Origin of the sequence: Streptomyces sp. NPDC058663, from assembly GCF_042716745.1 — a bacterium.
Taxonomy (GTDB): Bacteria; Actinomycetota; Actinomycetes; order Streptomycetales; family Streptomycetaceae; genus Streptomyces.
The window spans coordinates 100,923-113,195 of sequence record NZ_JBHXRV010000020.1 but is presented as its reverse complement, the minus strand read 5'-3'; the positions used below and the strand labels follow the sequence as shown (position 1 = coordinate 113,195).

11 protein-coding genes are annotated in these 12,273 nt (G+C 70.1%); 7 read left to right on the top strand and 4 right to left on the bottom strand.

Annotated features, from left to right (window positions below; translation table 11 throughout):
* Positions 1-245 precede the first annotated feature (245 nt).
* Positions 246-839, top strand: coding sequence for a hypothetical protein (locus tag ACFWVV_RS16960; RefSeq protein ID WP_384350456.1), 594 nt, complete (start codon positions 246-248; stop codon positions 837-839).
* Between the two features lie 186 nt (positions 840-1,025).
* Entirely contained in the window at positions 1,026-1,823 is a 798-nt protein-coding gene (locus ACFWVV_RS16955) for a hypothetical protein (RefSeq protein WP_384350453.1), read from the top strand.
* Between the two features lie 91 nt (positions 1,824-1,914).
* Here the strand turns inward: ACFWVV_RS16955 and ACFWVV_RS16950 are convergent, their stop codons facing one another.
* Positions 1,915-2,865 (bottom strand): alpha/beta fold hydrolase, encoded by a 951-nt coding sequence (locus tag ACFWVV_RS16950; RefSeq protein ID WP_384350450.1) that lies wholly within the window; start codon positions 2,863-2,865, stop codon positions 1,915-1,917.
* 111 nt (positions 2,866-2,976) lie between these two features.
* Here ACFWVV_RS16950 and ACFWVV_RS16945 point away from each other — a divergent pair, with 111 nt between their 5' ends.
* Together ACFWVV_RS16945 and ACFWVV_RS16940 are read left to right on the top strand one after the other, a co-directional pair.
* Complete coding sequence (locus tag ACFWVV_RS16945; RefSeq protein WP_384350448.1) at positions 2,977-3,609, top strand: TetR/AcrR family transcriptional regulator; 633 nt, start codon at positions 2,977-2,979, stop codon at positions 3,607-3,609.
* A gap of 68 nt (positions 3,610-3,677) precedes the next feature.
* Positions 3,678-4,637 (top strand): hypothetical protein, encoded by a 960-nt coding sequence (locus ACFWVV_RS16940; RefSeq protein WP_384350445.1) that lies wholly within the window; start codon positions 3,678-3,680, stop codon positions 4,635-4,637.
* Between the two features lie 86 nt (positions 4,638-4,723).
* Here ACFWVV_RS16940 and ACFWVV_RS16935 read toward each other — a convergent pair whose 3' ends face one another.
* Positions 4,724-5,299, bottom strand: a complete 576-nt coding sequence (locus ACFWVV_RS16935) for a GNAT family N-acetyltransferase (RefSeq protein WP_384350443.1) — start codon at positions 5,297-5,299, stop codon at positions 4,724-4,726.
* A gap of 165 nt (positions 5,300-5,464) precedes the next feature.
* Between ACFWVV_RS16935 and ACFWVV_RS16930 the strand changes: the two genes are divergently transcribed.
* Positions 5,465-6,037, top strand: a complete 573-nt coding sequence (locus tag ACFWVV_RS16930) for a hypothetical protein (protein ID WP_384350440.1) — start codon at positions 5,465-5,467, stop codon at positions 6,035-6,037.
* Here the strand turns inward: ACFWVV_RS16930 and ACFWVV_RS16925 are convergent.
* Entirely contained in the window at positions 5,980-6,561 is a 582-nt protein-coding gene (locus ACFWVV_RS16925; RefSeq protein WP_384350437.1) for a sigma-70 family RNA polymerase sigma factor, read from the bottom strand. The genes ACFWVV_RS16930 and ACFWVV_RS16925 overlap by 58 nt on opposite strands.
* A 238-nt stretch (positions 6,562-6,799) precedes the next feature.
* On the opposite strand from ACFWVV_RS16925, the gene ACFWVV_RS16920 reads away from it, so the two are divergent.
* Positions 6,800-7,129, top strand: coding sequence for a beta/gamma crystallin domain-containing protein (locus ACFWVV_RS16920; RefSeq protein ID WP_384350434.1), 330 nt, complete (start codon positions 6,800-6,802; stop codon positions 7,127-7,129).
* 122 nt (positions 7,130-7,251) lie between these two features.
* Here the strand turns inward: ACFWVV_RS16920 and ACFWVV_RS16915 are convergent, their stop codons facing one another.
* A complete protein-coding gene (locus tag ACFWVV_RS16915) occupies positions 7,252-10,473 on the bottom strand; it encodes a BTAD domain-containing putative transcriptional regulator (RefSeq protein ID WP_384350432.1) in 3,222 nt (1,073 codons plus the stop codon).
* 453 nt (positions 10,474-10,926) lie between these two features.
* Here ACFWVV_RS16915 and ACFWVV_RS16910 point away from each other — a divergent pair, with 453 nt between their 5' ends.
* Complete coding sequence (locus ACFWVV_RS16910; RefSeq protein WP_384350429.1) at positions 10,927-12,114, top strand: serine hydrolase domain-containing protein; 1,188 nt, start codon at positions 10,927-10,929, stop codon at positions 12,112-12,114.
* Positions 12,115-12,273 lie beyond the last annotated feature (159 nt).

The window sequence follows — 12,273 nt, the reverse complement described above, 5'->3', positions numbered from 1 at the left end:
GGTGCTGGGTGCTGGGTGCTGGGACGGGGCGAGTTAGTTGGACCTCGCGGGGGCTATCCCCAGCTCCCCTTCGGGTGCAGGCCTGAATGACGGGCTACCCGACCCGGTGGGACCTTTCGCGTATGACTCCCAGGAAACCGACATCCCCGACCCGCGTCCGCCACCTCCATGGCGCGCCCGCCTCTCGCCCTGCGCGTGGTTCCGGCAGCCCCGGGCCCCGCGTCCGTAGTGACCGCCTCCTGTTCGTGGCAGCGCCCGCGCTCTTCCTCGGCGGCTGGTTGCTGATGCGGCCGATCGAAGGACGATCCGAGCCCGGGGCCTGGTGGACGGCCGCCCATGCCGTCTGGCTCGCTGGGTTCGTCCTGTTCGCGGTGCTGAGCCTGCGCCTCCGACGTATCGCCGGGGCGCGGTCCACCGGGCAGCGGATCACGGTGAACGCGAGCGTCGCCGTCGTCCTGCTCAGCTCACTGGCGAACATTGTGCAGCTCTCCATTGACCTCGTCGGCGGCTTCACCGCGGCCGACAGCGCCGAACTCAAGGACGTCTTCGCCGATGTGAAGAGGATTCCCGGCGCCGAGACGGTCATCTACGGCTACGGAGCGCAGGCGGTCTTCCTCGGCCTTGTCGTCCTCGCCATCCTGACCGCCGTCATCCGGCGCCGCGCGTCCGGGCCGGCCGCTCTGGTAACCGCCGGAACCGTGATGATGGCCGTCGGCATGGGCTTCGGGCGCGACCACTGGACCGTGCCGCTGGGCATGGTCTGCCTGCTCACGGGCCTGACACTGCTCGAACGTGAACTCGCCGGACCGCGGGTACCTTCTCACCCCGTACGCACGTGAGGGCGCCGGGCACAGAACCTTCCGTCTCGGGGCGGCGAGCCGATGCACTCTGAGACCCACGTGACCAGATGGTCGGCGTAGGCCGAACCCGACGGGTACGGACTTGACCATCTCCCCGCGCGCAGAACGCAGCTGGCGTGCCGACCGCCCCGTAACTTGTCAGACGGTCGTGCAACACTCCGCCACATGTCTCTCGACGATCTCAGCTTCCACCAGTGGCGGTCATTCGACCTGCCTGCCGCGCGCCGCGTCGCCCAGGAGGCCGCCGAGCGAGCCGGGGGCCGCGTGACCGCAGTCGAGACCGTTGAGCATGCCGACTCCCCGCTGCATCGCGTCAGGATCGAGCGGAACGACCAGGAGTTCGCTCTGATACCGGGCGGCACAGTGACGCTCGGGTTCGACCTCGACGCATGGCAGCCGACGCCCGAGCAGAGCGCCGATTACGCCAGGAGCGCGGATCAGGGCTTCGGCTACGGCTCCGACCTCCGGGCCCACCTCGCCCAGGTACTCAGCCCGCGCCGAAGCGTCACCCTCGCCACCGTGCTCATGGCCGTGGAGGCGGAGAACCTGACCGAACTGCCCGCCGACATGCCGGCCGTACTCGCGGCGCGCGGCTTGCGGATGCCGAGCTCGGACGAGTGGGAGCACGCCTGCGGGGCCGGCGCCGGCACCCTCTTCCGGTGGGGCGACGACTGCCCCCTCGACCGCATTCCCGGCGAAGGTCCGGACGGGCCGCAGATGCCTCCGAACGCCTTCGGCCTGCGCATCGCCCAGGACACCTACAGCGCGGAACTGACCAGCGACGTCACTGCGGTGCACGGTGGAGACGGCGGCGAGTCGGTGTGCGGCGGCTACGGCCACCTGCTGGCATGGCTGCCCCTCGCCACCGCGAACCGCAACCCTTTCATGGCCGAGTTCGTGTACGGCCCCGACGGAGAAGACCTCTGCGAGGACTTCTCCACCCGACCCGTGCTGACGCTCTGAGCGCACAGCGGTGGACGGGTGTTCCCGCTGGCGTGGTGATCGTTGGCGGTCGGCGTCAGAGGCATCCGGCGCAGCATCCCCCCGCAGACCGCTATGTTTCCGTCGTGCCGCGGGCCGACGCCGGCTCGCGGGAGTCGATGTCCTCCATGAAGCTCAGCATCCGGGCATTGACGAGCTCGGGGTGGTCGATCTGCGGGCCGTGGCCGGTCGCGGCGACGATCTCCGCGCGGGCGCCGTGCATCAGGCGCGGGACGCGCTCCAGCTGCCGTTTGGGATGTACGAGGAGGCTGCGCTTGCCCATGACCAGGTAGAACGGGGTCCGGATGGATCGCAGTTCGTCGTCGGTCAGCGGCAGCGGCGCGGGCCGGCGTATCCGGAAGGCGCGGACGCCCTTCTGGATGAAGGTGCGCAGTTCGTCGTCGGCGACGACCGGCTGGTCCAGCCAGGCGGCCAGGCGCGGGCGCAGCCCCTTGGGGGCGAAGGTCGCGAAGAGGCTGACGAAGACCCAGGCGAAGAACCGCAGGCCCACCTTTTCCAGGCCGCCGGGGTCGAGTGCGGTGACGGAGGCCAGGCGTTCGGGCCTGCGGTGCGCCTGGTTGATGACCAGCCAGCCTCCGTACGAGGCGCCCACGAGGTGGACCCGGGCGAGGCCCAGGGCCTCGAAGGTCTCGTCCATCCACTGGGCGGCGCGCTCCGGCTGCCACATGGGTTCGCGGTGGATGCTGCGGCCGGGGTCACCCGGGGTGTCGAAGGTGTAGACGGGGCGGTCGGCGCTGAGTGCGGGGGTGTTGGGGTACCACATGGCGGAGTTGCTGCCGGACCCGTGGATCAGGACGACCGGTGTGCGGGACTCCGCGGCCGGATCGGCGGGGCCGTAGCGGTAGACGTGCGTGGTGCCGAAGCTGGTCTCCACGTCCACCTCGGAGCGGATGGGGGCGCCCTTCGCGAGAAGGACGTCACCCGCGGCGAAGTACCGGTCCCGCAGGGTGTCGTTGACGTAGCGGCCGATGTCGCGGCGTATGCGGCTCTTGCGGTCGGACACGGTGCACCTCCGGGAGAATTCCTTCTTCGTGATACGAACGTACCATGATCTTGGTACGGCGGTACCATGAAAAGGCAAGGACCCCTCAGCGACGGGCGGAGACATCAGCGCATGCCGAAACGCGTGGACCACCAGGAACGGCGGACCGAGATCGCCGAGGCTCTCATCCGGATAGCCGGACGGCGTGGCCTGCACGCCGTCGGGATGCGCGACGTGGCGGCCGAGGCAGGAGTGTCACTGAGGCTCGTGCAGTACTACTTCCAGACCAAGGAGAAGCTGCTCTTCTACGGGCTCCAGCACCTGACCGACCACTTCACCGCGCGAGTGGGCGCACGCCTCGCCGCGGTCGGCCCTCACCCGGGTCCACGCACGACCATCGAGGCGCTGCTCCTGGCCTCCCTCCCCACGGACGAGGAGAGCCGTACCTTTCACCTCCTCTACAGCTCCTACGCGATCCTCTCCGTCACCGACGAAGCCCTCGCCGCCCAGCCCTTCATCGACAACCCCGACGCCGCCGAGAACGCACTCACGGAACTACTCGCGCAGGCGCAGGAGGCGGGCCTGGCCGACGCCCGGATCGAAGCACACACGGAAGCAATCAGCCTCCTCGCCATGACCGCGACGATGGGCACAAGCATTCTCGTCGGCCAGCGGACGCCGGAGTCGGCCCTCGCCGTACTCCACCACCACCTCGACCGGATCTTCGTCCACCCTCCGACCCCGCCGTCCGCGCAACCCGGCTGAAGGCCGTGAAGTGACATCTACGCCTCCCCATGCGCGGGGGCCACGGAGGGTTGGGCATGCTGGGCGGCATGGAGTCGACAGTGTGGGACGCCCTGTGGGGCCGTGGCGAAGTGCCGGTCGTTGCGGACTGCTTGGGAGGTGAGTACGTGCAACACCGGGACCGGGTAAGGATCGGAGCGCCGGAGGACCGCGTCGCTGTCACGCTGACCCGGGCCGGAGACCATCACGTGGTGGCGGAGGTGTGTGCCTCCGACGGCGCTCCGCTGACCGACGGGCACAAGCGGATTCCCGACGGTACTCCGCTGACCGCCGGGCAGGAGCGGGATCTCGCGGAACTCGGCTGGGAGCGCCGGGACACCGGCATCTCGCCGGTGCGGCCGACCTGGTGCCTGGAGTGGCACTGGTACCGGGACGCTTCCGTCCGCACGGAGCACGTCCGGGCGATCGTGTGCGCGTTGCGCGACGTGCTGGCGGTTCCCGCCGAGCAGGTGACGGTGCGGGGCTGGGGGCTGGGCGGACCGTTCAGGGTCTACGGCTTGGAGCGTTTCGACGATCGTCCCAGCGCGCGCGGCGCCGTCGGCCCGTGCATGGAGTGGGGCGACCTCCAGGCGCGGCTGGACTGGGTGTTGGGCACGTTGCCGGCTGACGCCGCCGTGGTCATGGGCGGGCCGCAGGACAGCGTCGTCCAGTTCATGACGACGTTCCGCGGCACGATCGCCACCGGCGCGTCCGGCCCGGGACTCGACGCCGGGAACCTGCCGACACCGGACGATCCGGGCAGCGAGCAGGCCCGGAGCATGTTCGCGGACGGCTGGCATCCCGAGGTCATGAGTCCGGGCCTCGCCGAGTGGACGCTCGGCGAGCCCGTCGTCCACTACGGTGCCGGTCCGCTGGCCCGGAAGGCCGTCGCGGCCCTGCGGACCCTGGGCGCCGACCGGCCGGACGAGGTGACCGTACGCATCTTCCGCAACGGCTCCCGTCCGAAACCGGCGTACGCCTACGCCGAGTTGGGCCTTGCCGCGATGTAGGAGTGCCTGTCACGCGGTTCGACGTCACGAAGGCCCGGCGGAGGCCGCCGACAGCCCGGCGGCCGGGACTTCGTACGTGTCAGTGGTCAGCCCTGCCGGCGGAAGTCCAGCATGTAGAAGACCTTGTCGTATCGCTGTTCGCCGACGGCGACGAAGTCGGGAAGACGGCCGTACTCGGTGAAGCCCAGCGTCCGGTAGAGGCGCAGGGCATGCGTGTTGTCGCCGCGGGCGTCCAAGGTGAGGACCTCGATTCCCGCCTCCCTGGCGTCAGCGATCAGGGCAGCGGTCAGCGCCCTTCCGACACCACGGCCATGGGCGGCAGCATCCACCGCGATCTTCTCCAGGTCGGCGTGCGGCCGATGGGTCGGTCGGGCGTAACGGCACCAGTACCCCAACCCGACCAGCCGACGGTCCAGATACGCGACGCGCAGGGCCGCGTCACCGTCCTGCACCGCCATGACGACGCGGCCGAGAAGGTCCGCCACCTCGTCGCGGGAGGGCGGTTCGACCCAGCCCAGCGCGGCACCTCCTTCGACCAGGTCCGCCAGGATCTGGTGGGCCGACTCCGTGAACCGGGCCTCCAGCTCCGGATCGGAAGTCAGCTCCATGGCGTCGAGGAGGGCGGGTGCAGCGGTCACCTTGCTGGTCATGGCCGGATTCATGTCCGGCAGCCTAACCAGCCCAGGGACCGGCCGAGCCACCCGCGCTCCAGCCTCGGTGGCAGCCGGGCCGCTACTGATCCGCGCTCCGGGCGGGTGACGGCAAGCATTGCCTGCTGCCTGCTGCCTGCTGCCTGCTGCCTGCGGCCGCCGGCGTACCGTGGGCCGATGAACGTGTTCGGAGGAAGCGGGCAGTGTCTGGAACTGTCCAATGGCGGCACCGAGGTGTTCATCGATGTGCTGATGCTGGCGGTGTCCGAACTTGCCGACGGGGAGTGGGACTACCGATTCGCTGCTCTGCTGGCACTTCAGGACCAGAACGTGATGGGGCGCGGCGCCGTGGGCTTCGATCTGGAGGACATCGCCTGGGGTGCGTCCGCCGCCGAGCGTGCCCGCGCGAAGGATTTCGTGCTGCGCACCGTCGCACTGGCGCTGAACCGTCACCGGTGGGACGAGTTGGGTGAGGACCTGCCGTTCGCCCGTGACCACCTGCTTCGGTTCCACTCCATGGTCGAGTCCTTCCTGCCGACCGGCAGTGCTCCGCTCGGTGACGGCTTCCCCTCTCCGGAGGAGCGAGCGGTGGCCTCCTGCGCACGGCACCGAGTCCTCAGCGCATGGCCGCACTGGGAGGGCTGCTTCCTCTGTCACCGCCAGGGGACCGGTCAGGGATCGACGGCCGGCTCCTACTTCCCGCGAACACCTTGCTTCTCCAGCGCCCTGCGCAGTGCCCGCACGGCGTAGAAGGCGCGGCTCTTGACGGTGCCGGGCGGGATGCCGAGGTGCTCGGCGGCCTGGGCCACGCTGCATTCCAGGTAGTACATGAGGCGGATGACGGACAGCTGCTGCTCGTTCAGCTCCCGCAGGGCCTCCAGCACCACATGGGAGGTGATCGTGGCTTCGGTGCTGTCCCAGGAGGCGTCCAGGTCCTCGACCGGCATGAGCTCCAGCGGCCGGATCTGCCGGCTCCGGTGGTGGTCGATGACGAGGTTCTTCGCCACGGTGAACAGCCACGGCCGGACCTGCTCGCCACGGGTGCCCAGCATCCGGGCGTGCTTCCAGGCGCGGGCCGCGGTCTCCTGGAGTATGTCCTCCGCCTTGTGCCAGTCGCCGTCCAGCAGCCGCGTGGCGTAGCGGACGATCAGCGGGCCGTACTGATCGTAGATGTCCCGGACGAAGGCATCGCAGTCGGTGTCCGGTGCGACGTGGTGGGCATGTGCCCGGCCTGGAGCGAGGCGGGTGGTCCCCGCTTCCATGATCCCGTTCATGTGTGGCGCCCGTTCCTGTTCAAGTGTTCTGTGGCGTGCTCTCCCGCATGTGCGGGTGAGCGGCTCAACACTCGTGGGGAGCCCTTGGCTGCACCTTGTCGTCTTCTTGTCGTTACGCCCGGGCGGGAGCTTCGAAAGCTGGTGCCTTCCGGTGAACCGGGGAGCCCAGCGCTTCGTTCAGCAGACCGAACCGTGTTGCTCGACAACACCGCAGCATTTCGGAAGGACAACTCCCCTCATGAAGCGCACTCTCTCCCGGCTCGGCCTCGTCCTGGCAGTGGGAGCCGTCTCGGCTCTCGTGTCCGTGTCCCCGGCCGCCGCGGTCAACCAGACGGCCTGCGGCGACCGTACGGACCTGGTCAAGGTCTGGTACAACGGCAACCAGACCGCGTGCTTCGCCAACGCGGGCGTCATGGCTCCGGGGCTCCCCAACGTCTGGCGCGTCACCTCCGGCAACAACCACGTCGAGCTGCTTCTCGGCGATCAGGTGCGGGTCCTGCCCAAGTGGTCGGCCCTTCGCGACGTGGAGGGACTCAACGCGACGCTGCACATCCTGCAGATCCGCTGACCGCTGATGCTCTGCTGCTCTGATGACCTGCTGACCGCTGGTCCGCTGCTGACCGCTGATCCGCTGATGACCCGCTGCCCCGCTGACCCGCCCGGACCGGCGCGTCGTGTGGTCCAGAGGACTCAGCGCACAGGGTTGTTACTCCGCGGGACGGCGAGCTTGTGGTCCCCGTCCGCCCTCTCCGGCACGGGGGGCGTGGGGTCCGCATTGCCGTCCAGGGCGGCGAGCCGGTCACGGGCCTGCTCGGCAGTGTGGGACATCGCCCGCTCGTCGGCGCTTGTGAGGGCGCGGTCCCAGTCCGCCCGGGCACCTTCCCGGTCGCCCATGGCCATGCGGGCGTCGCCCCTCCTCATCAGTGAGCCGATGGCGTTCCTGTGGTCGTCCAGCTCCTCGAACGCCCGCGTCGCCCGCTGGTAGGTGGCGAGGGACTCCTCGAATCGGCCGAGCATACGGAGGTTGTAGCCCAGAATGTCCCAGGCCTGGGCCAGCTGCCACGGCGCGTCCAGGCTCTGGAACAGGGCGATGCCCTCCTCGTTGTACAGCAGGCTCTTCTGAAGATTCCCGAGATTGGAGTGGAACCAGGCAAGTTCGATGAGGCACTCGGCCAGCCACAGCTCCTCGCCCGTCTCCCGGGACAGTTCGAGGCCCCGCTCGGAGGCCATCACGGCTTCCTCGACCCGGCCGAACAGGAACAGCGCACACGCCGTGACGTAGTGGGCTCGGGCCAGCTCACCGGTCGCGTCGAGCTCCTCGAAGATCGCGGTGGCGCGCTTGAGGTCGTCGAGCGCTTCTTTCCGGTGGCCGAGATAGCCGTGGATGCCGCCGAGGTGGCGGAGGCAACGGCCCTCTTCGAGAAGGTTGTTGTGGCGCCGGGCCACTTCGAGGGCCGGGGCCAGGGCTGTGATCGCCTCGGGCCAGAACTCCTGACGGTTGAAGTGTTCCTTGAGCGACCAGGACAGACCGGTGGTGTGGTGGTCCAGTTTCTGGCTGACGGCGGTGTGCAGCAGACCGTTCAGAACGCGGTGTTCTGCGGTGAGCCACCGGGTCGCCTGCTGGTGGGTGGCGAACTTCTCCGGGGTGACGCCCGGGTGGGGCGCCCCCAGGTCGAGGTCGGGAGGTGTGTCCTGCTTGAGCAGCTGGTTGGCCTCATGGGCGGTGAACATGTAGTGGTCCAGGACCCGGACGGTGGCGTGGTGCCGTTCCTGCGTGGTGTCGTGCGTGTCGGTGAGCTCGGCCGCGTACCCGCGCAGCAGGTCGTGCAGGCCGTAGCGGCCGGGCAGCGGTTGTTCCACGAGGCACGAACTGGTCAGAGCGTCGAGTGCCCGGCGCGTGCGGGGGAGCGGGAGGCCCGCGAGGCCTGCGGCGGCCGGGACGGTGATGTGGGGGCCGGGGTGCAGGGCCAGGAGACGGAAGAGGCGGGCGGTGAGCTCGTCCAGGGACCGGTACGACCAGGAGAAGACGGCGCGTACGTCGGTGGTGGCGTCCGAGCCGGTGAACGCGTCGAGACCGCCGTCGGTGTGCCGCAGGTCGTCGGCAATGGCGTGCAGGGGGAAGGAGGGATCGAGTTCGGCCCGGGCGGCGACCACCGCCAGCGCCAGCGGAAGCCGTCCGCACAGGCGGATGATGTCCGCTGCGGCGGCGGGCTCGGCGGCCAGTCGCTCCGCTCCCAGACGTCGTTCGAGGGCCTGGTGGGCCTCGGCCTCCGAGGGCAGCGGGAGGGTGAGGGGTTTGGCGCCGTCGGTGGTGACCAGGCCGGGGAGCTGGCTGCGGCTGGTGATCAGAGTGAGGCAGCCCGCTCCCCCCGGGAGCAGCGGCCGTACTTGTTGTTCGTCGCGGGCGTTGTCCAGGACGAGCAGGATCCGCCGGTCGGCGAGCAGACTGCGGAAGAGTGTGCTGCGTCCTTCGGTGTCCTCGGGGATGCGCTGGGCGGGAACGCCGAGAGCGGTGAGGAAGCCGTGCAGGGCGTTGCCGGGTTCGACGGCGGGCGCGTGGGGGTGGAAGCCGCAGAGGTTGACGAAGAGCTGTCCGTCGGTGAAGGCGGCGGCGATGCCGTGGGCGTGGTGGACGGCGAAGGTGGTCTTGCCGACACCCGGAGCACCGCTGATGACGACGACAGGGGCAGCGGCGGGCCCGGGTCCGCCCGGTCCGCCGTTCACGGCCGCCAGCCACGCGCCCTCGGTCGCCCGGCCCGCGAACACCGGGAGAGTGCGCGGCAGTTGAGCCGGACGTGCCAGGGGCGGCGTCGTGGGGCCGTCAGCAACCGCGGCCGGTTCGCTGCGCGCGTTGGTTCGGTGGGCGGTGTCGTGCGGTTGGCCTTCCGCGCCGGGCCGGTCGGCGGTGTCGTGCGGTTCGCCTTGCGCACCGGGCCGGTCGGCCGCCTCTGCCCGTCCGTGGGCGGCGGAACCGGCCGGGTCGGTGAGGCTGGCGGGATCAGTGGGGCTGGTGGGATCGGTGGGGCCTGCGGGCGGGGTGGCCTTCTTCTCGTACGCCGCGCCGGGGGCGGCCGACCCGCCGGGGACGGACGCTCCGCCGGGTCCGTTCAGTACACCGGCCGGCTGAAGGGGAGGCAGGTCGTGGCGGAGGATGCCGTCATGCAGGGCGCGTAGGGACGGGCCGGGTTCGAGGCCGAGTTCGCAGCTGAGGTACCGGCGCAGGTCGGCGTAGCGCTGCAACGCCTCGGGGTGCCGTCCGGCCAGGTACAGGGCGCGCATCAGCAGACCCCAGCCGGTTTCCCGCAGCGGATGTTCCGTGGTCAGCGCCTGTGCCTCGTCCAGGGCTTCGGTGGTCCGCCCCTGCAGGAGCAGGGCGGTGGTGCGGACCTCGCGGGTGGTCTGCCGCAGTTCTTCCAAACGTGTCGCCTCGTGGACGGCGAACAGGTGGTGCGCGGCGTCCGCGAACGCGGCACCGCGCCACATCTCCAGGGCTGTTCCCGCCTCTTCCACGACGCGTTCGGGCCTGCCCTGGCCCATGAACCGGTGAGCCCGGGCGAGTGACTGCTCGAAGCGTGTGGTGTCTCGGCTCTCGGGCGGCACCCGCAGCGCGTAGCCCAGAGGCTCGGTGACCAGTACCTCGAAGGCGCGCTGCCCGCGCAGGTGCGGGGGCTCCAGGACCGCGCGGACCTTGCTGACGTGGGCGTGCAGGGAGCTCGTTGCTCCGCCCGGTGCCCGTCCCGGCTGTTGCGGCCACAGTTCGTCGCACAGCGTCTCCGGCGCGACCGCCCGGCCGTCGGCGAGCAGCAGACGTATCAGCAGCAGCCGCTGCCTGCGCCGGCCCGGGTCCAGTACGGTGCCCGCCCGACGTACCTCCAGGGGCCCCAGCAGCGCGAAATCGAGACCCTGGCTCACAGCTGTCACCGTACCCACCCAGAATCCCCGTCGATGGCGTCACCCTCGGGGGCACACCTGTGGTCATGTCCCCCGGCCGTACGGCGACCCGCTCCCGCGAGGACGAAAGCCGGGTGCCGGGCCGGTGGCCCCGGGCACCCGCACGCCCCTGTCGCGGGACTGCCCACCGGGGTCGGGGGCCGACGCAGGTGGACACGGCGGGGAGGACTCCGTTGTCCGTTGCCCGCATACCGGACAGGACATTAGCAGGAGGCCTGCGGCGCGACGGCTGCACCTGTGGCGGGACGCGGCGCGGGTGCGGCGCGCGCTGCCGCCATGTCGGCAAGGGACCGCCCCCACCAGGAGGGCCGTCCACGCGGACGTCCCTCACCTGCGGCGATGGGTGAACCGGGGTGCCGTTCCCTCCGTTGAGTGAGCGGACGGTCGTCGTCACGAGTGAGGGAAGACATGGTCATGGTCGAAGGAACGAGTACGGACCGGTTCGCACCGGTCCGCGAGGCGCTGGCAGCACACCTGGAGTCCGGCGAGGAGTTGGGGGCGTCGATCGCCGTCGATGTGGACGGCGTCATGGAGGTCGATGTGTGGGGCGGTCATGCCGACGCGGCGCGCACCGTTCCCTGGCGCGAGGACACGTTGGTCAACCTGTGGTCGACCACCAAGACCCTCAGTAGTCTGGCCGCCCTCGTCCTCGTGGACCGCGGGGCGCTGGACCTCCATCGCCCGGTCGCCCACTACTGGCCCGAATTCGCTGCCCGGGGCAAGCAGGACATCGAGGTGCGGCACGTACTGGGACACACCTCGGGGCTCTCCGGCTGGCAACAGCCCTTCACCATCGACGACTTGTACGACTGGCGGACCGCGAGCGGGCGGCTGGCCGCTCAGGAGCCCTGGTGGAAGCCCGGCAGTGCCTCGGGTTACCACGTGCAGACGCAGGGGCAGCTGGTGGGAGAGCTTGTCCGGCGGGTGAGCGGCCGTACCCTGGCCGAGTTCGTCGACACCGAGATCGCGGGGCCGGCACAGGCCGACGTCCAGATCGGTGCGCGGCAGGCCGACTGGCCACGTATCGCCGAGCTGGTCGCCCCCTCGCAGCTCTCCGGCATACCCGAAGGCCTCGATCCGGACGGGATCTTCGTCAAGACGCTGGCCGGAAGCCCTGCCCGGGACGAGCACGTCGACACCCCGCGGTGGCGACGCGCCGAGCTGGGAGCCGTCAACGGACACGGCAACGCACGAGGCATGGCCCGCGCCCTGTCCGTGATCTCACGCGGTGGCCGGGTGAACGGCCGTCGGCTCCTCTCGCAGGAGACTGCCGAGAGGGTCCTGGACGTCCAGGCCGACGGCATCGACCTGTTCCTGGGCATTCCCGTGCGCTGGGGCACCGGCTTCGCGCTCGCCGATGCACGGACGATGCCGCACATGCCTACCGGCAGGGTCTGCTTCTGGGTCGGACGAGGCGGTTCGATCGTCCTGATGGACCTCGACCGGCGCGTCACGTTCTCGTACACGATGAACCGGCTGGGCGACGGAATCCTCGGCTCCGAACGCACCTACAGCTATCTCCGGCATGTCTACGAAGTTCTGGACTCCGCCGCCTTCGACGCCCGGGAAAAAATGCCCGCGCTCCGGGTGAACCGAACCTGAGCTCCCCTCGTAGAACAGGACGCAAGGCGCTCCACTCACACTCGGCGCAGCTGGAGAGCGCGCCAACTCGCCCCTCGATGCCGGCAGTTGTTGGTGAGTCTTCAGGCTGCGCCTGCCCACATCGCCCGTACGGCCCGCCAGGGCCGGCACACAAGGAAA

What these genes read in the sequence shown, in the direction of transcription:
- ACFWVV_RS16945 (WP_384350448.1), top strand. Translation starts at nt 2,977, where the DNA reads ATGCCGAAACGCGTGGACCACCAGGAACGGCGGACCGAGATCGCCGAG.
- ACFWVV_RS16925 (WP_384350437.1), bottom strand. Translation starts at nt 6,561, where the DNA reads ATGAACGGGATCATGGAAGCGGGGACCACCCGCCTCGCTCCAGGCCGG.
- ACFWVV_RS16930 (WP_384350440.1), top strand. Translation starts at nt 5,465, where the DNA reads ATGAACGTGTTCGGAGGAAGCGGGCAGTGTCTGGAACTGTCCAATGGC.
- ACFWVV_RS16920 (WP_384350434.1), top strand. Translation starts at nt 6,800, where the DNA reads ATGAAGCGCACTCTCTCCCGGCTCGGCCTCGTCCTGGCAGTGGGAGCC.
- ACFWVV_RS16910 (WP_384350429.1), top strand. Translation starts at nt 10,927, where the DNA reads ATGGTCGAAGGAACGAGTACGGACCGGTTCGCACCGGTCCGCGAGGCG.
- ACFWVV_RS16935 (WP_384350443.1), bottom strand. Translation starts at nt 5,299, where the DNA reads ATGAATCCGGCCATGACCAGCAAGGTGACCGCTGCACCCGCCCTCCTC.
- ACFWVV_RS16940 (WP_384350445.1), top strand. Translation starts at nt 3,678, where the DNA reads ATGGAGTCGACAGTGTGGGACGCCCTGTGGGGCCGTGGCGAAGTGCCG.
- ACFWVV_RS16955 (WP_384350453.1), top strand. Translation starts at nt 1,026, where the DNA reads ATGTCTCTCGACGATCTCAGCTTCCACCAGTGGCGGTCATTCGACCTG.